Genomic DNA, 25,383 nt, shown 5'->3' with positions numbered 1-25,383 from the left:
GAGACTGGCGCTGTTGTTTCAGGCATTAAAAAGCCCCGAAGTCGTAAAGACTGTCGGGGCTTTTTGTTGCTTGCGGATTACTTGGTTCTGGGGTTCTTGTAGACGTCCAGCAGTACCTGGTCGAGTACGGCGGATGCGCCCCACGGTTTAGGGTCGTTGAGAATCGCCACGACCGCCCAGTAATCACCGTTCTTGTCGCGGCTGAAGCCTGAAATAGCGCGGACGTTGTTCAGGGTGCCGGTCTTGATGTGGCCCTGACCCTCCATCGGTGTGCGACGTAAACGCTTGCGCATGGTGCCGTCCATTGCGGTTAACGGCAGCGAGCTGATGAACTCTGCGGCGTAGGGGCTCTTCCATGCAGTCTGCAGAATCTTCGACATCTCGCGCACACTCACGCGTTCGGCGCGCGACAGACCGGAGCCGTTCTCCATTACCAGTTGCGTGGCAGTCATGCCTTTGCGTGCCAGCCAGCTGCGAATGGCGCGCTGCGCTGCCATCGAATCATCGGCGTCGGCAGGGGTGCGGTACTTGGCGCCGATGCTGAGAAACAACTGACGGGCCATGGTGTTGTTGCTGTATTTGTTGATGTCGCGAATGATCTCGACCAAATCCGGTGAATAGGCCCGCGCGAGCAATTTGGCGCTGCTCGGGACACTGCCCTGACGGTCTTTGCCGAGGATGCTGCCACCCAGTTCGGCCCAGATCGCGCGGACTGCGCCAGCGGCATAGCTTGGGTGATCGAGCAGCGACAGGTAGGCCTGTGAGCTACAACCGTCGGCCAGCTTGCCGTCGACAATCAGCGTGGTGCCATCGAACTCGGTCACCGGATTCAGGCGCACTTCAGGCCAGGCCGGGCATTTGGCGGCCTTGAGGGCTTTGACCCGGTTGTCGACGCGAATGGTCGCAATCGGTGGTTCGATAGAAACGTTGATCTTGCCGCCATCGTTGCGGGTGACAACGCGCACGGCCTTGAGGTTGACCAGCAGTGAATCCGGGGTCACCAGATACGGCTTGTTCTTGTCGCCGCCATCATCATTGAATGCGGGCAGTTGTGGCTGTTTGAAGTAGCCGCGATCGAGCACCAGATCGCCGGTCACCTTGGTTACGCCGTTGGCGCGCAGGTCGCGCAGCAGCAGCCAGAGTTTCTCCATGTTGAGCTTCGGGTCGCCACCGCCCTTGAAGTAGAGATTGCCATTGAGCACGCCGCCGCGCACCGGGCCGTCGGCATAGAAGTCTGTGCGCCACTGATAGGTCGGCCCGAGCAGTTCGAGCGCCGCATAAGTGGTGATGATTTTCATGGTCGATGCCGGATTGACCGAGACATCGGCGTTGTAAAAATTGCTATCGCCCGCGCGGCTCAATGGAACGACCGCAACGGATAAAGATTGCGGGCTGACCTTGCTGGCTTTCAGGGATTTTTCGACATTGCTCGGCAGGTAAGAGGCAGCGCTAACGGAGAGCGGCAGCGTCAAGGGGATCAGGAAACTGGCGATGGCCAAATGGCGCAGGGCTTTAAGCATGAAGTAACGCCCCCTGGGCGTGATTTGAAATGAAGCGTCGAGAGGTTGCGGGTGCGGCATAAAATTGCTTCGCATTATGCATCAAGGCTACAACGGATTTGTAAGCATGTGCGTCCGTCGGTTGAATTTCTTTGATGATTGCTAATTGCCACTGGCCGCGACTAGTCGAGAGTCGGGCATGTTCGGCCTTAAACTGTTAAAGTAGTGGGCGTAATTACTTTTGAGGATTGTTTCATGGCTACTAACCGTTCCCGTCGTCTGCGTAAAAAACTCTGCGTAGATGAATTTCAGGAGTTGGGTTTCGAACTCAACCTGACTTTCAAGGAAGACCTGACTGAAGAAGTCATCGATACATTCCTCGAGCAATTTTTGACAGAAGCCATGGAAGCCAACAACCTGGGCTACGTCGGCGGCGATGACTACGGTCTGGTTTGCCTGGACCAGCGTGGCTCGGTCAGCGAAGAGCAACGTGCCAGCGTTGAAGCGTGGCTCAAGGGCCGTAGCGAGCTGACCGATTTCACCGTCAGCCCGCTGCTTGACGTGTGGTACCCGGAAACGCCAATCAACAAGGCGTAATCCTCAAGTTCTATGCAACCCGGCGCAATGCCGGGTTGTGTGGGCTGTAATCGCTGCCTGCCAGCTTAGCCCAAGCCATTTATGACTCCACGCTGAATCCCGCCTTGGCCAACAGTGCCGACTCATCTACCGTATCGATTTGCTCGGGTTGCATGAAACGCTCAGCATAACGCCGGTAAACTCTGCTGCTGATAAACAAACCGAACAAGTCCGTGTCGATGTGTGCACCCCGGCACATGCCGGCCATGATATTCAAAGACTCCGACAGCAACTTGCCTTTCTTGTAAGGTCGGTCGACTGCTGTGAGTGCCTCGAAAATATCGGCGATGGCCATCATCCGGGCAGGCAGGCTCATCTGCTCTTTGCTAAGGCGTTTCGGGTATCCCGTGCCGTCCATTTTTTCGTGGTGACCGCCAGCAATTTCCGCGACGTTTTGCAGGTGTGGCGGGAAGGGCAGATGGTCGAGCATGATGATGGTCTGCACGATGTGGTGGTTGATGATGTAACGCTCTTCCGCCGTCAGCGTGCCGCGAGTCACCCCCAGGTTATGCAACTCACCGCGGTTGAATTTGTAGGCCGGTACATCAAGGCGAAAGCCCCAGCGGTTGTCTTCCTCGATTAGCTCGCTGGCTGGGCGCTCGAACAAGTGCTCCGGTTTGTCTGCCAGCAATGGCTCGAGTACCGGCAAGGTCGGTGGCGGGCTGCGTTCCTGACGTTTTGACTCTTCCCACGAAACTCCAAGCCGGTCATCCAGGGTTCGCAGCCAGGTGCGTTGGCCAATCTGCCGGAGCCGTGCGATGTCTTCATCCGCCATTGCTTCTCCGCCGAGGTTGCTCTTGGCGACAAAGGCGAACTCTTCATCGAGCTCAGCAAGCAAGGCATCCCGGGTGCTGGCAAGGCTCGTGGCATCACCCCCTTGCGCGCAGTTTTGCCAATAACTGATCCAGGCATCGCGCTTGAGAATTTCGAACCGACAACGCACCTCATGAATGCGGTCGTACAAAGTCTCAAGTTTGGTGGCTTTATCGACAACGTATTCAGGCGTTGTGACTTTGCCGCAATCATGCAGCCAGGCGCCGATGTGCAGAGCTTCCCACTCTTCGTCTGTCGGGTTGTAGTCCTTGAATGGCGGCGCATCGCTTTGCGCTGCGGCGCGGGCGAGCATGAGGGTTATTTCCGGTACGCGCTGACAGTGGCCGCCGGTGTAGGGACTCTTGGCGTCGATTGCGCCGGCCATCAACTGAATGAATGAGTCGAGCAGATTCTTTTGCCGCTCAAGCAAGCGCTGGCTTTCGATGCATAACGCCGCCACCCCGGAGACAGCTTCGACGAACGCGACGCGCGCCGGGCTTAAAATATTCGGGTCTGCGCTGATGCCATCTTCACGGTGCAGCAGAAGCAATGTGCCGACCGTGGCACCCTGTCGATTGTGCAGGCCGGTGACGACCATTTGTGCGCGTGGCGTCTCGAGTGTGGTGAGCAGATCCTTGAACTCGCCCGCCTGATCGAAGCCGATCGACACCGCGCTGCTTTTGCCGCCAAGCGCCGGTTCTTTGAGCCAGGTTGGCATGTTTTCGCCGTCCATGCTGTAGCTCGGCATATGGTGCTCATTGACGTCTTGTTTCTGACCGTTGAGAAATACTCCGTAAGGCAGCAGGCTGCTGCCATCGGCATTGGTCAGATAGAGGACGCCGCCATGGGCCTGGCTGATACCGACCGTTTCCTGAAGCACGCGCTCAAGCAGCTTGTCGAAGCGGGTTTCGGCAGAGAGGCTGGCGGTAATCTCGAGGAAACTGAAAATGGTGTCTTTCATGCGGCCCATCGATACCGCCAGCTCGTCCACTTCCAGCACCGGCGAGCGACCGGTAGCCGGGTGACTGAAATTGAACCGGCGAATCGCTTCGGCTTCATTGACCAGACCATTGAGCGGACGCACCAGTACGCGCGACATCAGCCAGCCAATCGGGATGCACAGCAGCAGAATTGCAATCGTCAGTACTGCGCCTTGCCAGCGAATCCGGTAAGCATCGGCGAGCAGTTCATCTTCGGGTGCCAGCAATGCCAACCGCAGCCCGTTCGGGCCGGCCGCTGGCAGCGTGCGGTAGGCGACTTGCCAGCGACGCCCTTTGATTTCCATGGCGCCGACAAAGTCTTTATCCAGTTTCATTTTCTGGAAGTCAGCGAGCACCGGCGCCAGATTGGCAATGGGTGTGAGCTGGGTCGGGTCTTGAGGGTTTGTCAGACGACTGACATCCGGATAAGCCACCACCAGCCCGTCGGGGCTGTACATAACCGCCTGAGTGGAGGACGTAATCTTATGTGAGGCCAGCGTAGCCGAGAGGCTGGCGAGGGTTATGTCTGCACTGATAACGATGTTATCGGCGGCGTGCTGAGCAACCGTGATACCGACGTCCCCAGTGGAGAAAAACAGATACGGCGCCGTGGTGTACTGGCCTGTGATATTCAGCGCATGGCTGTACCACGGCCGTGAAATTGGGTTGTAGGCTTCTTTGAGGTTTTGCCGAGTGCTCAACTGCTCGAGGTTTTCGTTATAGAACAGGTATTCAGAAACCGCTGTGCCTGAGTTGATCCGGTTGATGCTCCAAACTTGATAAACCGCTTCGGCTGGCGCATCAAAACGCTGTTTCAGCGCATCGGTTCGCAGCGGCCGAACCATGAAGAAGTCGCCATTGCCGTAACCGAGATACAGCGAAGCCAGCTTGGGATTATCGTGCAGCGCTTTGGCAAATACTGGGAGCAGCGCCATGCGCTCTTGGTGGTCTTTGCCTTTGTTGCGCATGTCCAGCGCGAGCATGCCGACGAGGTTGCGGATTGGCCGGTAGGTGTGATCGAGGTCGGCATTCACCTGATTGCTGACCAGTCCGAACATCTCATCACTGTTGCTGAGTATTATCTTGCTGGTCTGGTAGTAGTTGTAGATCCCCAGAACTATTCCGGTGCTGAGGAGTAAGAGGGTGAATAACACACTGATGTGCACATGAAGGGGAAACCTGTAGCGCGCATTCCTTGATGCATCGGGCATGGCCCATAACTCCCTGAGTGATGCGAAATCATGCAATCAGCATAGTGGCTGTTTGCAATTATGAAAGATTTCGTATCACCACAAAGTGTTATTTAGTCTTATAGGTGCCCGTTTGGGTATTGCGACCTCTCAGCCAGTGCGCACAGGCGTATATGAGCAGGGTAATCACCACGGAAATAACCACACCAATGGTGCTGTTCAGGAGTCGCGTTGGGGCTATTTGCCAGTCGCGTGACAGGCTTTCGGCCAGCAGCAAGAAGCACACGGCTATCTGCAGTACATACGCCCCATATTCATGGGCTTGCAGGGCCCGGCAGAATACGATCAAGGGCAGTACAGAGGCGACCATGATCGCGGGGTTGTGCAGGCTGTAGCCAAAAAGGAAAATCAGGATCGCGCTGCACAGGGTGACGAAATGCGGGCGCAGCGTGTTGAGCAAACCGGTCGCCCAGTTCAATGGCAGGGTGCCAAGGACGGCGAGTGTCATCCAGTGTCCGTGGCTGATACCGGTCAGGTTCACGCTCAGGCCAGCGAGACCAAATGCCAGGGTGCAGGCCAGTGCATGCAGGCGCCAGCGGTATTCGGATTGGCGCTTGGCATTGCGCCACAGCACTTTGAGTATGCTGATGAAGCGCGGCATGTAGGGCCACATCCGCATGCCGTGCAGGCCGCGTTGGCCGAACGCCAACAACATCACCCACAAACCGCCCAGAATGAACAACATGCCCACGGCATACGGGTTGCTCAGGCTGCTCAGGCCATATTGGCCCTGGCCCATGCACAGGCAGATGGTCAGGCTGATGCCCAGCTTGCCGGTTTCAGTGCCAAAGCGTTGCAGCCAGGCCAGCAAAAAACCAAAAACACTGAACAGGCAAAGGCTGAGTACCGGGTCTGCGGCCGCCCATAAGCCCAGCCCTGCGCTCCACGCCCCGAGGCTGATCAACAGCAGCATGCGCAACATGCCCAGCCGGTGAATCGGATTGACCTGTGAAGCCTGGAATGCGCCTAGCGCTGCCCAGAGAAACCCCGGATGCGCACTGAACAGCCCAAGCAGAAGTGGCAATCCGCAGCCCAGGCCCGCAATGATTGCGGGGCCCCACGCGGGTGGGCCAGCGTGCCAGCCGAGTACTTTTTGCAACGCTGCTTTCATCATTTATACCGGGCTTGAACGTCCTGTCATTTCACGGGCCATCTCGGTTGCATAGCTGTCGGTCATGCCGGCGATGAAATCAATCATGCGTAGAAACGAGTCATACAGCGGTCCGTGCGGGTCGGGTGCATTGTTGCCTAACAAGTCGAGAATGCGTCGGTGTTTGAACGACGGTGCGCGACCTCCATGTTGTTCCAGTGCAGCACCGCAAAATGCATTAAGCAAGATTTCCAGCGTGGTATAGGCGCCGATTTCGTGCAGCGTCTTGCGCTTGTCCTGAAATATTTTCTCGCGTGCCATGGCTTTCGCCCGCTGCACGCAGCGCTTGGCCGGGCCATGCATGTGCTCGACCAGATCCCCTGTGAGGTGGCCGCTGAGCAGGGCCCGCTGCTGATCGACAAACGCATTGGCCGCCGCGTTGGTCAGGTGTTCGATGGCTTTGCCGCGCAGGATTGCTAGCTTGCGTCTTCTTGAGTCTTGCGGGCCGAGCTGGCGATAGGTTTGCGGCAGATCATCGCCCACCAGGTCGAGGAGCAGCGCTTCAACTTCGCCGTACTCGAGCAGCTCCATCTCCAGACCATCTTCCAGGTCAATCAGGCCGTAGCAGATGTCGTCCGCTGCTTCCATCAGGTAAACCAGCGGATGCCGTCCCCAGCGTTGGTCTTCAATTTTTGCCAAACCGAGTTTTTGCGCGATGTTTTCCAGCAGCGGCAATTCACTCTGGTAGCAACCAAACTTGTGTTTCTTGTAGCCGTGCGCCTCCGCATGGCGCGCCGTCCACGGGTACTTGAGATAAGTGCCAAGGGTTGCGTAAGTGAGCCGGGTGCCGCCGTCGAATTGGTGGTATTCGAGCTGGGTCAGCACACGAAAGCCTTGCGCGTTGCCTTCGAAATTGAGGAAATCGCCGCGCTCGCTGTCGCTCATGTCGGCCAGCCAGCCGCGCCCGGCTGCTTGCTGGAACCAGTGGCGAATAGCATCTTCACCGGAGTGACCGAACGGCGGGTTGCCAATATCGTGCGCCAGACAAGCCGATTGCACCACCATGCCCAAGTCACTGGGCTCGCACCATTGCGGCAAGGATTCGCGAATCATTTCGCCCACGCGCATGCCGAGGGAGCGGCCGACGCAACTGACCTCCAATGAGTGAGTGAGGCGCGTATGGATATGGTCGTTACTGGAAACCGGGTGCACTTGGGTTTTGCGGCCGAGGCGGCGAAATGCACCGGAAAAGATAATTCGGTCGTGGTCCTTGTGGAAAGGGCTACGGCCGAGTTCATCGTTGCTGTGGGTCGGTTTACCGAGTCGTTCGCGGGTGAGCAGTGTTTGCCAATCCAAGGCTAATCCTCGCCATTCAGTGGCTTTAATCGGTTGCAAAGCAGTATTGAGCACGAGCCAATGCCCGCAGTCAGCATCAATCAGCTGCTAGCTTCGGTGTTCCAGCGCGTGTCCGCAAGAGGGGTGAGCGATCTGGAGCGTGGATATGCGCGGCAACCGTGCGGTGGTTGTGCTGCGTGTAGACTCATTTTTCTGTGCGAGGTTCGCCTAGAAACCACTGGCGTCGATATCCATCAGCAGCAAATGTTGCCCGTCATTGATGAATTGCCCGGCCGTGAGGCAATACAGGTTACTGGTAGCATCGCGGTAGGTTCCGGAGCAAATCATGCGCGACTCTTCACGGCCCTCGCTGACCAACTGGTGAAAGTAAGGCCGCCACGACCAGTTGTGGCCAAGATAGCGGCTGTCTTCCAGCCATGTGTCTGCGTGGCGCTGATAATTGGCGGTGACTTGATTGCCGTTCGCGTCACATTGATAGATGCGAATGAGCCAAGGGTATCTGTCGGTAGCGGGCAGAGCCGGTGGCGGTTTATTCAGCGGCCAGGCCGCGAGGCTATTGAGCAGCGCTTGCATGTGTTTGCGCTGATCGATTTGCGTCAGTCGCTCGTTGAGCTTTTGCGCAACGTAGCGGTCGCGCAGTTGGGCAAAGTGCTCAACAAAGGCGTCGCTTGAATGAAACGTGGGCGAGGGTTTGGCGAACAAGAAACCTTGCACATAGCGGGCTCCGCATTCGAGAGCAAAATGCAGTTGGGCTTCGGTTTCAACGCCCTCGGCAATGATCCAGCAACCGGTTTTCTCGGCCATTTTAGCCAGCGCACGAACCACCTCACTGCTTGGGCCACCGCGTGCGGCATCTTGGAACAGTTGCATGTCCAGCTTGAGAATATCGGGCTGCAAGGCCAGAACGCGGTCGAGCTGCGAGTAGCCCGCGCCAAAGTCGTCGATTGCCACGCGCGCACCGGCTTCGCGATATTGCTCCACGGCTTTTTTCAGGCGCGAACTGGTGCCGCTGAGCTCGGTGATTTCAAACACCACACGGCTTGCGTCAACTTTGCTGAGTTGCAGTTGCTTGAGACTGGGCAGTGGTTGTTCGGCGCGCAGGCGGGTGATCCAGCGCGGGGAAATGTTCAGGCTGAGAAACCAATCGGCAGGTGCCTGCTGGAATTGCTGCAATGCCTGACCACGGATTTCACGGTCGAGCCGGCGCAACGCGCTGCTGGGTGTTTTCGGATCACTGAACAGTGGGCCGGCGGAATGCAAAACGCCGTTGTCGCCGCGCAGGCGTGCGAGCGCTTCAACGCCGGCAATGCGTCCGGTGGCGGTATCAATGAACGGTTGAAAGACGGCGATCGGTTGACCGTCGAGCACGGTAGATCCTTAGCTGTTAGGCGGTACGGCGTAGCAAATGACCACGCCAATACAATCAGCTAGCAAGATCGTTGCCATTCTCAGTCGTTGGCACCGGGCTCATTGTTGGGTGAGGCGGGCGAGGTGGGCGGCGTCTGAGTAGCGGAAAGGCGACTAGGGCAATTCTCAGCCAGCGGCGCCAGTTACTGTTTTTGCCGAGAAAGGTCGTCATCAATACCGCGCCACCGGCAATCCATAACGGCGCATTGCTGGTGCCCAGGTATTGGCCGACATTTTGCGCGTTGCGCAGGGGTTGCATTAACACCAACGCCTCATGACGCAGTTCCTGACGATGCAGTTCCATGCGCATGCGCAGCATGGCCTTGCGCAGTTCACTTTTGCTGGCCTTAACAGGCAGGTTGGCTGGATTCATGGCAGCAATTGCTCGCGGTCACGGGCCAACTCTTCAAGGCTGGCGCTGAATGGGGCAGAGGCATTGCGAATGCGTGAGGTCAGAACGAACACGCTGGCAAGCAACGCACAGGCATAAAAACCGCACAGGCTGAAGATCACCGTGAGGCGATAGCTGTCCCAGTAATAAATAAGCAGGGCAGCAGACAACCCAAGCACCAGCAGCAAGGCAAATACCACACAGCAGCTGGTGAGTACCAGCAATTGCAGTGAGTGCTTGTGCAGGTCCTTGAGTTCTTCACCGAAAAGTTCGATGTGTCCTTGCAACAGCCCAATCAGGGCGGCGCCAATACGTTGTGGCGTGTTGGCGCGGCTGCTGGAGGCGTGCGGTGTTTCATCCATGTCGTGGTCTCGTTAACGCTTGGTAATCAACATGCCCAGCAACATGCCAACGCCTGCTGCGATTCCCATTGATTGCCAAGGGTGGGTTTGTACATAGCTCTCGGTCGCGTCAACTGCGGCTTTGCTGCGCTCGCGCACAGAAGCTTCGGCGTTGTGCATGGTGGCACGTGCGCGGCTGAGGCTTTGATGAATCTGGGTGCGCAGGTCTTCGGCTTTATCACCCGTGAGATCGGCGGATTGCTGAAGCAGCTTTTCCGTGTCTTTAACAAGTGCCTGAAATTCTTGTAGCAGTTCGTCCTGGCCAGCGTTTGAAGATGATTTGCGAGGCATGGCGTAACTCCTTGGGTTAATAACAGTGTACATGCATATGAGTGTTTATCGGCCTGAGGGTTCAGCTTAGTTATAAGCCTGGGTTACGCAATGGCTGGTACAGGAATTGCTTTAAGCTGGTGCGCAGTTTTCCAGTGTTGCCCGTTTATGGGGCTTGGTCAGGCGTATAGAAAAATCGTGTGGCATGGATAAGCCATTAATATTTATAGAGAAAAGCCAAAAATAAAAAACAGGGCGAACAGTTAAGGTGCGTCGGGTCTTGCGGCAGCAAAAGCCAGATCGGCACAAGCGCTTCTTTGTGGTGCGTTTATTACCTTGAATGATTCGCTTTGGTGCTTTTTGTCGTGGAGACTGCTTCGCTGATGGAAACAATCAACAGTGCTGTCGAGACCCTGATTCAGGGCTCTAATACCCTCTTTATTCTGCTCGGCGCCGTCATGGTGCTGGCCATGCATGCCGGCTTCGCTTTTCTTGAAGTCGGCACGGTCCGACAAAAGAACCAAGTTAACGCCTTGTCGAAAATCATTTCCGACTTTGCCGTTTCGGCGCTGGCGTACTTCTTTATCGGCTACTGGGTGGCCTACGGCGTGACGTTTTTGCAGCCCGCGAGCGTGCTGACGGCTGATCACGGTTACGGGCTGGTGAAGTTCTTTTTCCTGCTGACCTTTGCCGCTGCGATTCCGGCGATTATCTCGGGCGGGATTGCCGAGCGCGCCAAGTTCGGGCCGCAGATCTGCGCCACGGTATTGATTGTGGCGTTTATCTATCCGTTCTTCGAAGGGCTGATCTGGAACGGCAACTTCGGTTTCCAGGCGTGGCTGGAAGCAAGCTTTGGCGCCCCGTTTCATGATTTCGCAGGCTCGGTCGTGGTGCATGCGGTAGGCGGTTGGTTGGCCTTGGCCGCCGTGCTGCTGCTCGGTCGCCGTGATGGCCGTTATCGTGAGGGACGTTTGGTCGCATTCGCACCGTCGAGCATTCCGTTTCTGGCGCTCGGCTCGTGGATTCTGGTGATCGGCTGGTTCGGCTTTAACGTCATGAGCGCACAAACGCTGGGCAGCGTCAGTGGCTTGGTGGCGGTCAATACGTTAATGGCAATGGTCGGGGGCACAGTCGCCTCCCTGCTGGTTGGGCGCAACGACCCGGGCTTTTTGCACAACGGCCCGCTCGCCGGGCTGGTCGCGGTGTGCGCAGGCTCTGACCTGATGCATCCGATTGGCGCGCTGGCGACTGGCGCGGTGGCGGGCGCGCTGTTTGTCTGGGCATTCACCGCGACGCAGGTGAAGTGGAAGATTGATGACGTGCTCGGCGTTTGGCCGCTGCACGGGCTCTGCGGTGTGTGGGGCGGTGTAGCCTGCGGCATTTTTGGCCAGCAAGCGCTGGGCGGGCTGGGCGGCGTCAGCCTTGTCAGCCAGTTGCTGGGCACGGTGTTGGGCGTAGTGGTAGCGCTTGTCGGTGGCTTGCTGGTGTACGGCGTACTCAAAGCGGCAGTCGGCATTCGTCTGACGCAGGAGCAGGAGTACTACGGCGCTGACCTTTCAATTCATAAAATCGGTGCTGTCAGTCAGGATTGACGCCGCGTGTTCGACTGAACAGCCGCGCAGGCCTGCGCAGCTGTTCAGTGCCATGTTCAGTCCTGCTCGGGTGAATTCGGCGTGTCTGCTTGACGATTGGATTTTTGCCATTGCGTCGGGCTCATGTCGAACCAGTTCTGGAAGGCCCGCGAGAATGCACTCAGGTCCGAATAACCGAGCAACCCGGCCAGTTGGGTGAAGCTGATGGTCGACTCGCTCAGATAGCGACGGGCCATGGCCTGACGTGTTTCATCGAGCAGGATCTTGAACGAGGTGCCTTCATTGGCGAGGTATCGCTGCAAACTTCTTGGGCTAAGTACCAGGTATTCGGCAACCTGCTCAACCGTGACCCGGCCTTTGGGCAACAGATTACGCAGCACGCGTTGAACGTGATCGGGCAGTTGATCGACCGTAACCCGTTCCAGGGTATCGACATGCTGACGCATCAGCCTGTGCAATTCAGCATCCGCAGTCTCAAGCGGAATATTCATGAAACGTGAGTCAAACAGCCAGGCATTATGGGTGCTGTTGAACTGCAGCGTGGCGCCGAGCATACGCCGGTACATGGCCAGCGGAGCCCCTGGCGCATGTTGGAACATCACCGTCTCCGGCTGCCAGCGATTACCGATCAGGGTGCGCATGAGCTGGTGACCTACACCCATTGCAAGCTCGGCGGCTTGGCGCTGACCAGGCAGGCTTTGCTCCTCTGCGGTGTAACTCAGGGTGGCGTGGTTGCCGTGAACCTCAATGACCACCTGGGCTGCACTTGAATGCAGGTGGTAATAGTGGGCGAGTTCATGCAGTGCCTGGCCGACATTGCTGGTATTGCGAATCAGATAGAGCAGCGGGCCAAAAACGCTAACCCCTTGAAACAAACCGTACTGCAGGCCGAACAATGGGTTAGCGCTGCGCTGTGCGCTGAGCTGCAGCGTAGCTGTGAATTTACGGTAGGAGATAAGTTCTTCAGGGTGCTCTGCAATATCGCGCGGTAAGCCGACTTCGCTCAATATTTCATACGGATCTATGCCTTGGCTCTGGGCAAATTCATAAAAACGGGCAAGTGACGATGCGCGTGAAATATCGGACATGTTTTTAGTCGCTAAAAAGACGATTCGTGAATAGTCCCGGCCGAGTCACCGCGCAACCCAAGCTCAACGTGCGTAAACCGCCAGGCACTGAATATTAACCCGCGCACGATGCATGAGTTACTCACGCATCACCATTATCGTTTTGTTGGGAATGCCTGCAATTGTGGCAAAAATCACGGGTTTTGCTGGGCTGCGCACAGATTTTGGCGACTTGGCTGCGGTGTTTTCCGATAAACGCGGACAGTGGCTTCGGCGAAAAGGCTGTCGCCATTTGGCTAAATGCTGGCGCGCTTTGTCAAGCGTGGTCATCCAGCGCGGGGCAGTATGAGCCCCAATCCCCCGTGATTGGATAACTACAAGGAAAACAATAATGGTAATGCCAATTCCAGTTTTTGATCATAAAGAACTGCTGACGCTCAATACTCAGGAACTCCCCATCTACGAAAACGCCTTGGCCCCACATTTCCCTGGCGTCAACGTTCAGCCGTTGTTTCTGGATCCGTCGGCGGGTACTTGGGCACTTCGTGTGATCTTTGATCCGGGCGTAACGCTGCCATGCCACTATCACACCGGCACTGTTCACCTGTTCACCCTGAGCGGTAAGTGGAACTACGTTGAATACCCGAACCAGCCGCAAACGGCCGGCAGCTACCTGTTTGAGCCGGGCGGTTCGGTTCACACCTTCTCGGTTCCGGCTGACAATACCGAGCCGACTGACACCGTAATGGTCGTGCAAGGTGCCAATATCAACTTTGATGCCGATGGCAACTACGTCAACCTGATGGACGCCAGCAGCATCATGCAAATAATCGATCATCTGGTTAAGGAACGTGGCTTGGAACCTGCCAAGTACATCCGTCCCGCTCAGGCTGAGTACACGGTCTGATCAGCCCGGTTAACAATGCGCCAGCCGATACTCTCGGCGGCGCATTTTCGTGTTCGCATCATCACAATAATAATTGCTGTTGGCCGGTTTCGGCAGCACGGCAACAACGCGAAAGGAAAGCTTATGTCATCCGCTCAGATGCCTGCCGGTGCACAGGGTCAGACCCCGGAGATTCCCCGTTCCGTGTTTATTACCGGCGCCAATGGTTTCATTGGTCGCTCGCTATTGTTGCGCTACAAAGCCCTGGGCGCTGATGTAAGCGGGATGGATATCACGGCGGATGCCAGTCACAACGTGGTGGCGGGTGATCTGACCCAACCACAGCGCTGGGCCGAACATGCCAAAGGCTGTGATCTGTTCATCAACACCGCAGCAGTTGTGTCGTTGGCCGCGTCCTGGAAGCTTTACCGGGAAGTCTCAGTGCAAGCTGTGCGCAGTTGCATCGATGTGGCAATTGCCAGCGGTGCCAAGCGCTTCGTGCAGATCTCCTCGATTGCCGCGTTGGGTTGGCAGTATCCGGATAACGCGGATGAGAAAACCGATGTAGTGATCGGCTCTGACTACCGTTACGGCGTCGCCAAAGGTGCCGGTGAGCATGTGGCGTTGGCCGCTCACGCCGCAGGCGAAATCGAGTGCACAGTGATTCGGCCAGGCGATGTTTACGGGCCGGGTTCACGCCCTTGGGTCAGTGAAACCTTCAAAATGTGCAAAGCCGGCAAGCTGATCCTGCCCGGTAAAGGCAACGGCATCTTCACCCCGGTTTATATCGATGACTTGCTCGATGGCGTGATGCTCGCCAGTGGCTTGCCCGAGGGCCGTGGCCAGATCTTCCATCTGTGCGGCATGGGCCCTGTGACCGTCAAACAATTCTTCACACATCACTGGCGTTGGGCCGGTCGTGAAGGTTCACCGCGAACCTTACCGCTGTGCCTGGCTGTTGGCCTTGCGCGCGTACTGTGGGGCGTCAATACTCTGCTCAAACGTGACGATGAAGTAACCCCGGACATCATGTACATGTTCGCCCGCACGGGAAATATCTCCAGTGCTAAGGCGGCGAAAATGCTCGGCTATCAGCCGAAAGTTACATTGCAGGAGGGTATGCGGCGCGCTGAAGCGTGGCTGCGTGAAACCGGTCAGATGAACTGATCCGGTCGTTATCAGGCTGATCCAACGGCGGTTATTGCCGGAGTTGATGGTGGGTCTGAGGGGTTTAATAAGTCGTATGAAGCTGCTAAAAGGTCTACTTCAACGCCAATGAAAATCAAGACTATTGACTGCCAAGTTGCTGGTTTGAGTGTTTTCAACCGGGCGTTTTGAAGAGACGCGGCAGCCCCTAAAAAGAAATAAAAGGATTGATCATGAGTAGATTTCGGTTTCAGTTGTTGCCGCTTACCAAGGCGGCGCTGCTAGTCGCTTCGGTTTGCATCACGCCGTTTGCAAGTGCGGCTGACAAACCCAACATTCTGGTCATCATGGGTGATGACATTGGTATCTCCAACATCAGCCGCTACAGCAATGGTCTGATGGGTTACCAAACCCCGAACATCGATCGTATCGCCAACGAAGGCATGATTTTCACCGACTATTACGGTGAGCAGAGTTGCACCGCAGGGCGTTCCGCCTTTATTACCGGCCAGCATCCGGTGCGCACCGGCCTGACCAAAGTAGGCGTGCCGGGCGCGGCAGTCGGTATTCAAAAAGAAGACCCGACACTGGCCGAGTTGCTCAAGCCGCTGGGTTACACCTCGGGTCAGTTCGGCAAGAACCATTTGGGTGACCGTGACGAGTTCCTGCCAACCAACCATGGTTTTGACGAGTTCCTCGGCAACCTCTATCACCTCAACGCCGAAGAAGGCCCGGAAGATCCGGACTGGACCAAGAACCCGGTCATCGATAAAGCCATTCGCCCGCGCGGGATCATTCACAGCACGGCCGACGGCAAGATCGAAGACCTGGGCCCGCTGAACACCAAGCGCATGGAAACCATTGACGACGAGTTCCTCAATGCGTCGCTGAATTTCATGGACAAGGCGGTTAAAGCCGACAAGCCATTCTTCGTCTGGTTTAACTCCACGCGCATGCACTATTACACCCACCTGCGCAAAGAATCCGAGGGCCTGTCGGGTCAGGGCTTCTACAACGACGGTATGGTTGAGCACGATAATCAGGTCGGCACACTGCTGAAAAAGCTGGATGACCTGGGCGTTGCCAAGAACACTATCGTGATTTACACCACTGATAACGGCGTGCACTTCAACCAGTGGCCAGACGCCGGTATTACTCCGTTCCGGGGTGAGAAGAACACCAACTGGGAAGGCGGTTTCCGCGTTCCGGCAATGATCCGCTGGCCAGAGCAAATCAAGCCGAACAAGATTTCCAACGAAATCGTCTCGGCGCAGGACTGGGTGCCAACCTTGCTCGCAGCGGCTGGCGTACCCGACGTCAAAGAGAAGTTGCTGGCGGGTTACAAGGCGGGTGACAAGCAGTTCAAGGTGCATCTGGACGGCTACAACCTGCTGCCTTATCTCGAAGGCAAAGAAGAGAAAAGCCCGCGTACCGACTTCTACTACTTCAGCGATGACGGCAAGCTGCTTGCCGTGCGTGACGGTGACTGGAAAGTGGTTTTCGCCGAACAGCGCGCCCGTCGTTTCGACGTATGGCGTGACCCGTTCGTAGACCTGCGAGCGCCGAAGATCTTCAACCTGCGTCGTGACCCTTACGAGCGCGCCGACACCGACTCCAACAGCTACAACCTGTGGTGGGACAAGAAAGTATTCGTGGTCGGCTTCCCGGCAATGCACCGCGTGCAGAACTTCCTGATGACCTTCCAGGATTACCCGCCACGTCAGCGTCCGGCCAGCTTCACAGTTGACCAGATGACCGAAAAACTGCTGGATCTCAAGAGCCGTTAAGCACTGCGTCTGCAGCCGTGCCGGTTCAAACATTGCAGTAAGCAAAAAAATTACGGGCTACCTTGAAGGTGGCCCGTAATACATTTGGACTGCCTGTTTTGTATCAGTCGCTCACCACCACGCCACTGCCGAAGGCAACGTGGCCGCGAATATTGGCGGCGGCCTCTTTAGGCTCGGGGTAATACCAGGCAGCGTTAACTGCTGTTTTGCCCACGGCCTGCAATGTGTAGTACTGAGCCTGCCCCTTCCATGGGCAATGCGTGTTGTGATCGCTGGGTTGGAAATAGACCCGCACCAGCGCTTCTGGCGGGAAGTAATGATTGCCTTCAACCATCACGGTGGCGTTGGATTCGGCAATTACCTGGTCATTCCATATCGCTTTCATCATCACTCCTGAACAGTCGGCGCACCGCAGCTTGCGTTGCGCCAACCGCGGCGTTAGGACTCGGTGCTGACCTTGGCCATGGCGACTGCGTTCATGCAGTAGCGCAGGCCGGTCGGTGGCGGGCCGTCGGGAAACACGTGACCAAGGTGGGCGTCACAGACGTTGCACACCGCTTCGATGCGCTGCATGCCATGGCTGTTGTCGCCGTTGTAGGCCACTACGTTGTCTTTGATCGGTTGGGTAAACGATGGCCAGCCGCTGTGCGACTCGAACTTGCTGCTGCCGTCAAACAACTCGGTGTCGCAGCATACGCATTTGTAAATGCCAGGCTCGAACAAGCTGCACATACCGGAGCTGTGCGGGCGTTCGGTACCGGCTTGGCGGGCAACCCGATATTGCTCTTCGCTGAGCTGTTCGCGCCACTGCGCATCAGTCTTGGTGACTTTACGATCAGGGGCCGGATTGCCGTTGGTGGCGCGGGCAATTACGTCATTCCAGTTTTGCATGTAAGGCTCCAATAACCTGTTGCTACAGATAGAGTGCGGATGTCAGTGCGGGCGCTGAGTGTGGCCACAGCCAATGATTATAAGCCGTGGACAGCCCGGGTTTGCCGAGCAAAAGCCGGGTTCAGGCGCACAACTGCTGACAGGTTAACAGACGCGCAATCGCTGTAAAAATTACAACAGCGCAGCCAGAACGGCTGCGCTGAACAGGCGGGGGCTGGCTAGCGCCAGTTGAGAACGGGCCAGCCGGCTTGTTCGGCATGGGCCTTGAGCACCGGGTCTGGATTGACCGTATGCGGCTTGTCGACCTGCTGCAGCAAGGGCAGATCATTGCGCGAATCGGAATAGAAATAGGCGCCCAGCAGCGACTCGTCATTGGCCTGCAGCCAATCCTTGAGCCGGCAAACCTTGCCTTCGCGATAGGTCAGAACGCCTTGGGTATTGCCGGTGTAAGTGCCGCGGCTGAGTTCAAGGTCAATCGCCAACACCTCGTCGATTCCCAGACGTGCGGCAATCGCGCTGACCAGAAAGTGCGCCGAGGCTGAGATCACCAGAATGCGGTCGCCATTTTTACGGTGCGTGGCAATGCAGCGCGTTGCATCGCTGTAAAAACGTGGCTCGATAACATCTTCGACAAAGGGCTCAATCACGAACGCCAGTTCTTCCTCGGTGCGCCCGACCAGCGGCGAGAGGCTGAACTGCATGTAGGTTTCCATCGCCAGCTCGCCTTTGGCGTAAAGCGCCATCAGTTCATGGTCGCGGGCCATGAAAGACTCGCCGTCGACCCAGCCGAGCTTGACCATCTCCTCGCTCCACAAGGTCGCGCAGTCGCCGTTGATGATCGTGTCGTCCAGATCAAAAATTGCCAGGGCCATTAGCCCACCTCCAAAATCGCGCTGTTATCAATGCTCAAGGTGACAGGTTTGCCTTTGCTGTGCAGGTCATTGGCATCGCGGTTGAGTACATCCACCAGCAGTTCGACGCCGCTGACATCAACCCGGTAACGGATCACATTGCCCAGCAAGCTATGGCTGCGAATAGTAGCGGCGATCGGGCCATCGGTGCCAATGGTGATGGCTTCGGGACGGATCGCCACGCCGCGTTTGATTGGCTGGCCGAGCATTTGGCTGGCGATTTCGGCGTCGATCAGATTGTAGTTACCGATGAAGCCTGCCGCGAAGTTGTCGACCGGCGCGGTGTACAGCGTTTCGGCGTCGCCGCTCTGGACGATCTTACCGGCGTTCATCAGAAAGATCCGGTCGCTCATGACCAGCGCTTCTTCCTGATCGTGGGTGACGAAAATCGTGGTCAGGTTTAGCTCTTGCTGGATCTCGCGAATCTGTTCGCGCAGGTGTTTACGAATTCGTGCATCCAGCGCCGAGAGCGGCTCATCCAGCAATAACAGGCGCGGGCGGGTCACCAGCGAGCGGGCCAGAGCCACGCGCTGACATTGGCCTCCGGATAGCTGTTGCGGCAGGCGTTCGGCAAAGTCTTGTAGCTCGACCATGGCCAGCGCCTCATTGACCCGCTGGCGGCTTTCGTCCTTGGCAATCTTTTGCATGCGCAGGCCAAAGCCGACGTTCTCGGCAACGGTCATGTTGGGGAACAAGGCGTAGCTTTGAAAGACCATGCCGATGCCACGCTTTTGCGGCGCGACCGGCACCAGATCGTGGCCATCCAGATGAATCTGCCCGCTATTGACGCTGGTAAGGCCGGCGATGCAGCGCAGCAGGGTCGACTTGCCACAGCCAGAAGGGCCGAGCAGGGTGATGAATTCGCCTTGTTCGATGGTGCAGTTGATGTCGCTGAAAATAGGCGTGTCGCCGTAACTTTTGTGCAGGCCCTGAATGCTCAGAAAACTCATGACTTGTCCTTGTTCAGGTGGTTGGCTGCCCAGGTAAACAGCAAGACGAAAAAAAAGTAGGAGATCACCAGCGCGCTGCTGAAGTGGCCGCTGCTGTTGCGCATGTTGTTGAGGTAGACCTGCAGGGTTTCGTAGCGCGTGCCGACCAGAATGTTGGCGAACACAAACTCGCCAAACAAGAACGAGAACGACAGAAACAGTGAAACCATCAGGCCTTTGCGCAGGTTCGGCAGCACCACAAACAGCGCCGCTTTCCAGGTGCTGGCTCCGAGCAAATGCGCAGCGTCCATCAGGTCCGGCAGGTTGATGGCTTGCAGGTTATTGGTGATGGCGCGGTACATGAAAGGCAGCGCAATGGTGAAATAGCAGCCGATCAGAATCCACGGCGTGCCGACCATCGCCAGCGGGCCGGAGCCATACACTTGCAACAGGCCAACCGAAGACACCACAGGCGGAATGGCGAAGGGCAGCAGGATCAGAATGTTCATCAGGCTGTCGAGCTTGGGGAAGTAGTAATGCACCACGAACAACAGCGGCAGGATCAACACCACAGACAACGCCAGCGCGCCGAAACAGACGATTAACGACTGCCCGAACGCGGCGAGAAACCGCGAGTCGCTCCATAACTCCAGATACCACTTGAAGGTCAGCCCATCCGGCAGAATGGTCGCCGACCAACTGGTCGAAAGCGAATACAGCAGGGTGCCGGCCAGCGGCAGGAGCAGAATCAGGAACAATAGCCAGACCACAATCCGGTGATACAGGCCACCGATCAGGCCAACTTCAGCGTGCGACATGGTAGCTCCTTCTTAACAGCCATTGATGGGCAATGGTCACGACCACCATCAGGCTCACCAGAATCATCGCCAGTGCGCTGGCCATGTCCGGGTTGAGTGAAATGTCACCTGAAACCATCGAGGCAATACGGATCGGCAAGACGTTGAAGTTGCCAGTCGTCAGGGCGTAAACCGTGGCATAGGCGCCCAGCGCATTGGCCAGCAAGATGACGAATGTGCCGAGCAGAGCGGGGGTTAAAATCGGCAAGCCGATAAACCGCCAGAACTGCCATGAACCTGCCCCGAGCAAAGCTGCCGACTCGCGCCAGTCTTGTCGCAGGGCATCAAATGCCGGAAACAGCAGCATCACTCCGAGCGGAATCTGGAAGTAGCTGTACACCACGATCAGGCCGGTTTTCGAGTAGATATTGAAGTCTTCAATCCAGCCGATTTGCTTGAGCATCAGGGTTACTGCGCCGTTGAAGCCCAGCAAAATGACAAAAGCAAAGGCCAGCGGAACCCCGGCGAAGTTGCTGGTCATGTTGGAAAACGCCATGACGAAGTCGCGCAGCTTGGAGTCCACCTGATGCAGCGAATAGCTGCCAAGGATGGCGATGAAAATGCCGATCACGCTCGACCAGAAGGCAATCTGCAAACTGTGTTTGATGGCTTGCAGGTAAAACTTCGAGCTGAAAATCTTGCTGAAATTGGCCAGCCCCCAGCCATCGTCGACACTCACGCTGTGCACGGCCACCCACACCAGCGGGGCGATCTGAAACGCGATAAAAAATAGCGCAAACGGCACCAGGCACAAGGCGGCCAGCCACTTGCCGCGCTTGCGGGTTGTCAGGTCTGTGCTCACTTGAGCAGCTCCTTGCACCAGGGTTTGTTGTGCGGCGCGCCCAGCAATTGGCTGATGGTGCCGCATAATTCGGTTTGCCGGGGCTTGGCGTCTGGATCAAGGCTAAAGGCATCACCCAGCACGAACAGCGGGACCAGGCGCTCTTCCGGCAGCAGGCCGTTGTGCGAGCGGTCGTTGTTCATGCCGTGGTCGGCCGAGACCAGCACTTGATAACCCGCATCCAGCCAGCCTTGCAGGTATTCGGCGAGGCACAGGTCGGCACGTCGTGCGCTGTTGCGGTATTGCGGCGAGTCGAGGCCATGCTTGTGCCCGGCGTCGTCGATATTCATTGGGTGAACCAGGAGAAAATCCGGCGTGTGCTGCACGCGCAGATGCTCGGCGTCGTCAAACAAGTGCGAGTCGGGATAGTCGTCACGGTAGTAGAAGTGGCCGTATTGAATCGGCAGGTTCTCGGCAACGGTATGACGGTCGCGTGCCGGATTGAACGGCGCCCGGTTATACAACTCGCTCATCCAGTGATACGCCGCGGCCGCAGTTGTGAGCCCCGCTTCGCGCGCATGGTGGAAGATGCTTTGCTGGCTGCTCAGGCGCACAACATCGTTATGCACGATGCCGCTGATGATGGGCACGGTGCCCGTCATGATGCATTCGTAGAGTGGCCTGGACAGCGAGGGCAGCGCGCATTCGAGCTTATACAGCGCAGCCAGTCCGGCCTCTTTGTAAGCCAGTAAATGGCCCATTGCATGCTCGGCGACCTGAAAACTGAGGCCGTCGAGGATCACCAGAATTACCTTGTGTTGCATTACGTGCTCCAACTGTCAGTGGCTAGCAGTGAAGCAGTCAGCCCGCCAGAGGCGGGCATCGGGCTGCATCCCTGCGTGCATTCGGCGGCAGGTGGCAATGGCTGGCAGTAACATCGGTCTGCGTAACCATTGCCGTGCGCCGGCAGGCACGGTCACTCCATGTTGATAATGACGTGCTCTTGCCACAGTTGCGGAATCGCCTTGGAGGTCGCTTCCCAGGCAGCGGCATCTTTGATCGGCTTGACGCTGGCGTACTGCTCGTTCGGCAGCAACTTGGCCTGTACTTCAGCTGGCAGGGTCAGGTGATCTGCACGAATCGGCCGGGCGTTGCCTTTAGCCAGGTTGATCTGGCCGGCGTCACTGAAGATGTACTCACGCGCCAGTTTTGCAGCGTTAGGGTGCTTGGCGTATTTGTTGATGATGGTCGAGTAGCCGGAGATCACCGAGCCGTCCGATGGAATCAACACTTCAAAGCGGCTTGGGTCGATCTGATCGCGGTAGCTCAGGCCGTTGAAGTCCCAGACCACGCCCACTTCAACTTCACCTTTCTCAAGGGTTTGAATGGTCGGGTTGGAAAGCGACAGGCGTCCTTGCTCGGCAATTGCACCGAAGAAATCAAGGCCCGGTTGAATGTTCTTCTCGTCACCGCCGTTGGCGATTGCTGCAGCGAGTACACCGTTTACGGCTTGGGCGGCGGCACTTACGTCACCGATTGCAACCTTGTAGCTGCCTTTCTTGAGGTCGGCCCAGCTCTTGGGAATATCCTTGACCAGTTGCTTGTTGACGATGAAGGCGATGGAGCCGGTGTATGCCAGCATCCAGTGGCCATCTTTATCTTTAGCCCACTCCGGGATTTGATCCCAGTGCGTCGGCTTGTACGGTTGGGTAACGCCTTGCTGCACGGCGATAGGCCCGAAAGCGGCACCGACGTCGCCGATATCAGCCGTGGCGTTGTCTTTTTCGGCCGCGAACTTGGCGATTTCCTGCGCCGAGCTCATGTCGGTATCGATGTGCTTGAGGCTGTAAAGCTTGTTCAGGTCAGCCCAGGTGTCCTTCCAGTTGGCCCAGCTGTCAGGCATACCGACACTGTTTACTTCGCCTTCGGCGCGAGCAGCTTTTTCCAGTGCTTGTACGTCCATGTCAGCGGCCATGGCATTGGTTGCCAAAGCAATGGCCGAGCCCATCAGTGAAGCCAGCAGCAGTTGTTTCATTTGAAACTCCTTTGCATGAAAGTAGTGGTCTAGATCAGCAGTACCCCAGCTAATCTAAGGCTTGCGCGTGACAGTTTTATTTAATCCAGCCGACAGAGATGTCTAGCCTGTGCGCCGACTGTTGCAGAACAAGCGTAGACCATGGATAAGTGCTTGATTAATGGGTGCGTCGAACCTGGGAAATGCCTGCGTGCAGCGCGTTGTCATCTGCTGGTCATCTAGCCTGAATAGGCTCTACTCACTATCCGGCCGGATGATCCGGTCGCGAGGTTGGACTAGGCCAGGGGAAGTACCGATGGGCGAAGAGGCTCCGCGGGCTGTTACGACGATTTGCCGCGCACTGCAGGAGCAGATCGAGCATGGCCTGCTCACGTCTGGATGCAAGCTGCCGTCCGAACGCAGGCTCAGTGAATTGTTTGAAACCACGCGCATTACCTTGCGTGAGGCGTTAAGCCAGTTAGAGGCGCAGGGGTTGGTCTATCGCGAGGACCGCCGTGGCTGGTTCGTTTCCCCGGCGCGGCTGGCCTACAACCCGCTGGTAACCAGCCATTTCCATGCAATGGTCACAGAGCAGGGCCGCGTGCCCGCAACCGAGGTGCTCAGCGCACGCCTGATGCCGGCCACCAGCGAGGTCTGTCAGCTGCTCGAGTTGCCGGCGTTATCCAGCGTTTATCAGGTACGTCGTGTGCGCCGGGTGGACGGTCGGCTGGTGCTGTATGTCGAGCATTACCTCAACCCACGTTTCTTTCCGCGGATTCTCGAATTCGACCTGCGTCGTTCGCTCACGGAGGTCTATGCCAGCGAGTACGGGATTTTCTATGGGCGGGTGCGTTTCGATATGGTTTCGACAGCGCTGCACGCCGATGCCGCCAGCAGCTTAAAGGTGGCCGCGGGCAGCCCGGCATTACGGGTTACCCGAATCAACCGGGATCAGCATGGGCGTTTGATTGATTGTGACCTTGAGTATTGGCGTCACGATGCCATTCACGTCAGTGTCGAGGTGCCACAGACGGCTTAGAGCCGGTGTTGCGGGGCGCAGATTGCCTGCTGCCCCGCGATTCAGCTTATTGCGGCTGGTTTTCAGCCGGAACGCTGACGGCGCCATTGGCGATGCACGCCGCGGCGGTGAACAGGGCGTCGGTCGAGGAGTTCAGCGCAGTCTCTGCCGAATCCTGAACGATACCGATGATGAAGCCGACCGCAACCACTTGCATGGCCACGTCGTTGGGAATGCCAAACAGGCTGCAAGCCAGCGGAATCAGCAGTAGAGAACCACCGGCCACACCGGAAGCGCCGCACGCACTGATCGAGGCCAGCAGGCTGAGCAGCAGAGCGGTCGGCAGGTCGATGGCGATGTTGAGGGTGTGCACGGCTGCCAGTGTCAGCACGGTGATGGTGATCGCGGCGCCGGCCATGTTGATGGTCGCACCCAGCGGAATCGACACCGAGTAGGTTTCTTCATGCAGACCCAGACGGCGGCACAGTTGCAGGTTGACCGGGATGTTGGCGGCCGAGCTGCGGGTGAAGAATGCCGTGATACCGCTCTCGCGCAGGCAGGTGAAAACCAGCGGGTAAGGGTTGCGGCGAATCTTCCAGTAAACGATTGCCGGGTTGATGATCAATGCCACAAAGAGCATGCAGCCGACCAGTACCAGCAGCAGATGCAGGTAGTCGAGCAGGGCGCTCATGCCGGTTTCGGCCAGCGTTGCCGCGACCAGACCGAAGATGCCCAGCGGCGCCAGACGAATGACCATCTGCACCACCGACGTCACCGCACCGGCCATGTCGCCGAGCATTTGCTTGGTGCTGGCAGTGGCATGGCGGAAGGCGAAGCCGAGACCAATGGCCCAGGCCAGAATCCCGATGAAGTTGCCTTTGAGCAGGGCATTGACCGGGTTATCGACCACGTTCATCAGCAGTGTCGTGAGAACTTCGCTGATGCCGCCCGGAGGCGACAGGTCGGCGCTGTTGCTGACCAGTGTCAGGCTGGACGGGAAGGCGAAGCTGGCCAGTACCGCCACCAGTGCTGCGCTGAACGTGCCCAGCAGGTAAAGCACCAGAATCGGCTTGATATGGGTTTGCTGACCGCGCTGGTGATTGGCAATGGACGCGGCGACCAGAATAAATACCAGCACCGGTGCAACAGCTTTCAGCGCGGAGACAAACACATTGCCGAGCAGGCCGACTTTATGTGCGGCCTGGGGGAAGAAGAACGCCAGCGCAATACCGGCAATCAGGCCGATGATGATCTGGGTGACCAGGCTGGTGCGGTTGATCAGACGAAATAGCGGGTGATCAGTCATATAACTGTCTCAAAAAGTCGGTGATCGAGCGGCGGGTTCGGATGAACGCCTGACTGCTTTTGGCAGTGCTCATCTAGTTATGTGCTGCGCCTGTTGGGTTTGGGC

Annotated in this window: 24 protein-coding genes; 6 read left to right on the top strand and 18 right to left on the bottom strand. The window is 57.2% G+C overall.

Annotated elements, in window-relative coordinates:
* Nucleotides 1-77 precede the first annotated feature (77 nt).
* Entirely contained in the window at nt 78-1,520 is a 1,443-nt protein-coding gene (gene dacB, locus PMYSY11_RS13950) for a D-alanyl-D-alanine carboxypeptidase/D-alanyl-D-alanine endopeptidase (protein WP_150549548.1), read from the bottom strand.
* Nucleotides 1,521-1,754: 234 nt separating this feature from the next.
* Between dacB and PMYSY11_RS13945 the strand changes: the two genes are divergently transcribed.
* Nucleotides 1,755-2,096, top strand: coding sequence for a YggL family protein (locus PMYSY11_RS13945; RefSeq protein WP_069898985.1), 342 nt, complete (start codon nt 1,755-1,757; stop codon nt 2,094-2,096).
* A gap of 79 nt (nt 2,097-2,175) precedes the next feature.
* On the opposite strand, the gene PMYSY11_RS13940 is transcribed toward PMYSY11_RS13945, so the two are convergent.
* The 7 genes from PMYSY11_RS13940 to PMYSY11_RS13910 form a co-directional block, all read right to left on the bottom strand.
* Nucleotides 2,176-5,139 carry an HD domain-containing phosphohydrolase gene (locus tag PMYSY11_RS13940; RefSeq protein ID WP_150549547.1) on the bottom strand — a complete coding sequence of 988 codons (2,964 nt, stop codon included), beginning with the start codon at nt 5,137-5,139 and terminating at the stop codon, nt 2,176-2,178.
* An 88-nt stretch (nt 5,140-5,227) separates the two neighbouring features.
* The gene (locus tag PMYSY11_RS13935) at nt 5,228-6,289 is read right to left on the bottom strand and encodes an FUSC family protein (protein WP_150549546.1); all 1,062 of its coding nucleotides are present in this window, start codon (nt 6,287-6,289) and stop codon (nt 5,228-5,230) included.
* Nucleotides 6,290-6,292: 3 nt separating this feature from the next.
* Complete coding sequence (locus PMYSY11_RS13930) at nt 6,293-7,624, bottom strand: deoxyguanosinetriphosphate triphosphohydrolase (protein WP_150549545.1); 1,332 nt, start codon at nt 7,622-7,624, stop codon at nt 6,293-6,295.
* A 207-nt stretch (nt 7,625-7,831) separates the two neighbouring features.
* Complete coding sequence (locus PMYSY11_RS13925) at nt 7,832-8,992, bottom strand: EAL domain-containing protein (protein ID WP_150549544.1); 1,161 nt, start codon at nt 8,990-8,992, stop codon at nt 7,832-7,834.
* A 55-nt stretch (nt 8,993-9,047) separates the two neighbouring features.
* The gene (locus PMYSY11_RS13920) at nt 9,048-9,404 is read right to left on the bottom strand and encodes a hypothetical protein (protein ID WP_239655485.1); all 357 of its coding nucleotides are present in this window, start codon (nt 9,402-9,404) and stop codon (nt 9,048-9,050) included.
* Nucleotides 9,401-9,784: a phage holin family protein gene (locus PMYSY11_RS13915; protein ID WP_150549543.1), complete on the bottom strand. Its 384-nt coding sequence runs from the start codon at nt 9,782-9,784 to the stop codon at nt 9,401-9,403. The genes PMYSY11_RS13920 and PMYSY11_RS13915 overlap by 4 nt, the downstream gene beginning before the upstream one ends.
* A gap of 12 nt (nt 9,785-9,796) precedes the next feature.
* Complete coding sequence (locus PMYSY11_RS13910) at nt 9,797-10,114, bottom strand: ElaB/YgaM/YqjD family protein (RefSeq protein ID WP_069898973.1); 318 nt, start codon at nt 10,112-10,114, stop codon at nt 9,797-9,799.
* A 362-nt stretch (nt 10,115-10,476) separates the two neighbouring features.
* Here PMYSY11_RS13910 and PMYSY11_RS13905 point away from each other — a divergent pair, with 362 nt between their 5' ends.
* The gene (locus tag PMYSY11_RS13905; RefSeq protein ID WP_150549542.1) at nt 10,477-11,685 is read left to right on the top strand and encodes an ammonium transporter; all 1,209 of its coding nucleotides are present in this window, start codon (nt 10,477-10,479) and stop codon (nt 11,683-11,685) included.
* A gap of 56 nt (nt 11,686-11,741) precedes the next feature.
* Here PMYSY11_RS13905 and qhpR read toward each other — a convergent pair whose 3' ends face one another.
* Complete coding sequence (gene qhpR / locus PMYSY11_RS13900; protein ID WP_150549541.1) at nt 11,742-12,773, bottom strand: AraC-like transcriptional regulator QhpR; 1,032 nt, start codon at nt 12,771-12,773, stop codon at nt 11,742-11,744.
* Nucleotides 12,774-13,143: 370 nt separating this feature from the next.
* Between qhpR and PMYSY11_RS13895 the strand changes: the two genes are divergently transcribed.
* From PMYSY11_RS13895 to PMYSY11_RS13885, 3 genes are all read left to right on the top strand, one after another.
* Nucleotides 13,144-13,659 carry a 2,4'-dihydroxyacetophenone dioxygenase family protein gene (locus tag PMYSY11_RS13895; protein ID WP_069898967.1) on the top strand — a complete coding sequence of 172 codons (516 nt, stop codon included), beginning with the start codon at nt 13,144-13,146 and terminating at the stop codon, nt 13,657-13,659.
* 123 nt (nt 13,660-13,782) lie between these two features.
* The gene (locus PMYSY11_RS13890; protein WP_172970694.1) at nt 13,783-14,805 is read left to right on the top strand and encodes an NAD-dependent epimerase/dehydratase family protein; all 1,023 of its coding nucleotides are present in this window, start codon (nt 13,783-13,785) and stop codon (nt 14,803-14,805) included.
* 212 nt (nt 14,806-15,017) lie between these two features.
* Complete coding sequence (locus PMYSY11_RS13885; RefSeq protein WP_079235535.1) at nt 15,018-16,571, top strand: arylsulfatase; 1,554 nt, start codon at nt 15,018-15,020, stop codon at nt 16,569-16,571.
* A 103-nt stretch (nt 16,572-16,674) separates the two neighbouring features.
* Here the strand turns inward: PMYSY11_RS13885 and PMYSY11_RS13880 are convergent, their stop codons facing one another.
* The 8 genes from PMYSY11_RS13880 to PMYSY11_RS13845 form a co-directional block, all read right to left on the bottom strand.
* Nucleotides 16,675-16,956, bottom strand: coding sequence for a DUF427 domain-containing protein (locus PMYSY11_RS13880; RefSeq protein WP_150549539.1), 282 nt, complete (start codon nt 16,954-16,956; stop codon nt 16,675-16,677).
* 53 nt (nt 16,957-17,009) lie between these two features.
* A complete protein-coding gene (gene msrB, locus PMYSY11_RS13875; protein WP_150549538.1) occupies nt 17,010-17,462 on the bottom strand; it encodes a peptide-methionine (R)-S-oxide reductase MsrB in 453 nt (150 codons plus the stop codon).
* Between the two features lie 218 nt (nt 17,463-17,680).
* A complete protein-coding gene (locus PMYSY11_RS13870; protein WP_150549537.1) occupies nt 17,681-18,334 on the bottom strand; it encodes an HAD family hydrolase in 654 nt (217 codons plus the stop codon).
* Nucleotides 18,334-19,323: an ABC transporter ATP-binding protein gene (locus PMYSY11_RS13865; protein WP_150549536.1), complete on the bottom strand. Its 990-nt coding sequence runs from the start codon at nt 19,321-19,323 to the stop codon at nt 18,334-18,336. The genes PMYSY11_RS13870 and PMYSY11_RS13865 overlap by 1 nt, the downstream gene beginning before the upstream one ends.
* Nucleotides 19,320-20,120, bottom strand: a complete 801-nt coding sequence (locus tag PMYSY11_RS13860) for an ABC transporter permease (protein WP_150549535.1) — start codon at nt 20,118-20,120, stop codon at nt 19,320-19,322. The genes PMYSY11_RS13865 and PMYSY11_RS13860 overlap by 4 nt, the downstream gene beginning before the upstream one ends.
* Nucleotides 20,107-20,961 (bottom strand): ABC transporter permease, encoded by an 855-nt coding sequence (locus PMYSY11_RS13855; RefSeq protein WP_371850761.1) that lies wholly within the window; start codon nt 20,959-20,961, stop codon nt 20,107-20,109. Before PMYSY11_RS13855 ends, PMYSY11_RS13860 begins: the two co-directional genes overlap by 14 nt.
* On the bottom strand, nt 20,958-21,764 hold the full coding sequence (locus tag PMYSY11_RS13850) for an alkaline phosphatase family protein (RefSeq protein WP_150549533.1): 807 nt from the start codon (nt 21,762-21,764) through the stop codon (nt 20,958-20,960). Before PMYSY11_RS13850 ends, PMYSY11_RS13855 begins: the two co-directional genes overlap by 4 nt.
* A gap of 152 nt (nt 21,765-21,916) precedes the next feature.
* Nucleotides 21,917-22,975 carry an ABC transporter substrate-binding protein gene (locus tag PMYSY11_RS13845; protein WP_150549532.1) on the bottom strand — a complete coding sequence of 353 codons (1,059 nt, stop codon included), beginning with the start codon at nt 22,973-22,975 and terminating at the stop codon, nt 21,917-21,919.
* Between the two features lie 295 nt (nt 22,976-23,270).
* On the opposite strand from PMYSY11_RS13845, the gene PMYSY11_RS13840 reads away from it, so the two are divergent.
* The gene (locus tag PMYSY11_RS13840) at nt 23,271-23,993 is read left to right on the top strand and encodes a UTRA domain-containing protein (protein ID WP_069898951.1); all 723 of its coding nucleotides are present in this window, start codon (nt 23,271-23,273) and stop codon (nt 23,991-23,993) included.
* A gap of 46 nt (nt 23,994-24,039) precedes the next feature.
* Here the strand turns inward: PMYSY11_RS13840 and sstT are convergent, their stop codons facing one another.
* Complete coding sequence (gene sstT / locus PMYSY11_RS13835; protein WP_069898949.1) at nt 24,040-25,278, bottom strand: serine/threonine transporter SstT; 1,239 nt, start codon at nt 25,276-25,278, stop codon at nt 24,040-24,042.
* Nucleotides 25,279-25,383 lie beyond the last annotated feature (105 nt).

Source organism: Pseudomonas marincola (assembly GCF_900682675.2).
Taxonomy (GTDB): Bacteria; Pseudomonadota; Gammaproteobacteria; order Pseudomonadales; family Pseudomonadaceae; genus Aquipseudomonas; species Aquipseudomonas marincola.
The sequence above is the reverse complement of the archived record's forward strand: the minus strand, read 5'-3'. Positions and strand labels throughout refer to the sequence as shown.

Coding starts and splice junctions, on each gene's coding strand:
- PMYSY11_RS13945 (WP_069898985.1), top strand. CDS start 1,755: ATGGCTACTAACCGTTCCCGTCGTCTGCGTAAAAAACTCTGCGTAGAT.
- qhpR (WP_150549541.1), bottom strand. CDS start 12,773: ATGTCCGATATTTCACGCGCATCGTCACTTGCCCGTTTTTATGAATTT.
- PMYSY11_RS13870 (WP_150549537.1), bottom strand. CDS start 18,334: ATGGCCCTGGCAATTTTTGATCTGGACGACACGATCATCAACGGCGAC.
- PMYSY11_RS13910 (WP_069898973.1), bottom strand. CDS start 10,114: ATGCCTCGCAAATCATCTTCAAACGCTGGCCAGGACGAACTGCTACAA.
- PMYSY11_RS13880 (WP_150549539.1), bottom strand. CDS start 16,956: ATGAAAGCGATATGGAATGACCAGGTAATTGCCGAATCCAACGCCACC.
- PMYSY11_RS13845 (WP_150549532.1), bottom strand. CDS start 22,975: ATGAAACAACTGCTGCTGGCTTCACTGATGGGCTCGGCCATTGCTTTG.
- PMYSY11_RS13920 (WP_239655485.1), bottom strand. CDS start 9,404: ATGAATCCAGCCAACCTGCCTGTTAAGGCCAGCAAAAGTGAACTGCGC.
- PMYSY11_RS13915 (WP_150549543.1), bottom strand. CDS start 9,784: ATGGATGAAACACCGCACGCCTCCAGCAGCCGCGCCAACACGCCACAA.
- PMYSY11_RS13865 (WP_150549536.1), bottom strand. CDS start 19,323: ATGAGTTTTCTGAGCATTCAGGGCCTGCACAAAAGTTACGGCGACACG.
- sstT (WP_069898949.1), bottom strand. CDS start 25,278: ATGACTGATCACCCGCTATTTCGTCTGATCAACCGCACCAGCCTGGTC.
- PMYSY11_RS13905 (WP_150549542.1), top strand. CDS start 10,477: ATGGAAACAATCAACAGTGCTGTCGAGACCCTGATTCAGGGCTCTAAT.
- PMYSY11_RS13895 (WP_069898967.1), top strand. CDS start 13,144: ATGGTAATGCCAATTCCAGTTTTTGATCATAAAGAACTGCTGACGCTC.
- PMYSY11_RS13890 (WP_172970694.1), top strand. CDS start 13,783: ATGTCATCCGCTCAGATGCCTGCCGGTGCACAGGGTCAGACCCCGGAG.
- PMYSY11_RS13885 (WP_079235535.1), top strand. CDS start 15,018: ATGAGTAGATTTCGGTTTCAGTTGTTGCCGCTTACCAAGGCGGCGCTG.
- msrB (WP_150549538.1), bottom strand. CDS start 17,462: ATGCAAAACTGGAATGACGTAATTGCCCGCGCCACCAACGGCAATCCG.
- PMYSY11_RS13860 (WP_150549535.1), bottom strand. CDS start 20,120: ATGTCGCACGCTGAAGTTGGCCTGATCGGTGGCCTGTATCACCGGATT.
- PMYSY11_RS13935 (WP_150549546.1), bottom strand. CDS start 6,289: ATGAAAGCAGCGTTGCAAAAAGTACTCGGCTGGCACGCTGGCCCACCC.
- PMYSY11_RS13850 (WP_150549533.1), bottom strand. CDS start 21,764: ATGCAACACAAGGTAATTCTGGTGATCCTCGACGGCCTCAGTTTTCAG.
- PMYSY11_RS13940 (WP_150549547.1), bottom strand. CDS start 5,139: ATGCCCGATGCATCAAGGAATGCGCGCTACAGGTTTCCCCTTCATGTG.
- dacB (WP_150549548.1), bottom strand. CDS start 1,520: ATGCTTAAAGCCCTGCGCCATTTGGCCATCGCCAGTTTCCTGATCCCC.
- PMYSY11_RS13840 (WP_069898951.1), top strand. CDS start 23,271: ATGGGCGAAGAGGCTCCGCGGGCTGTTACGACGATTTGCCGCGCACTG.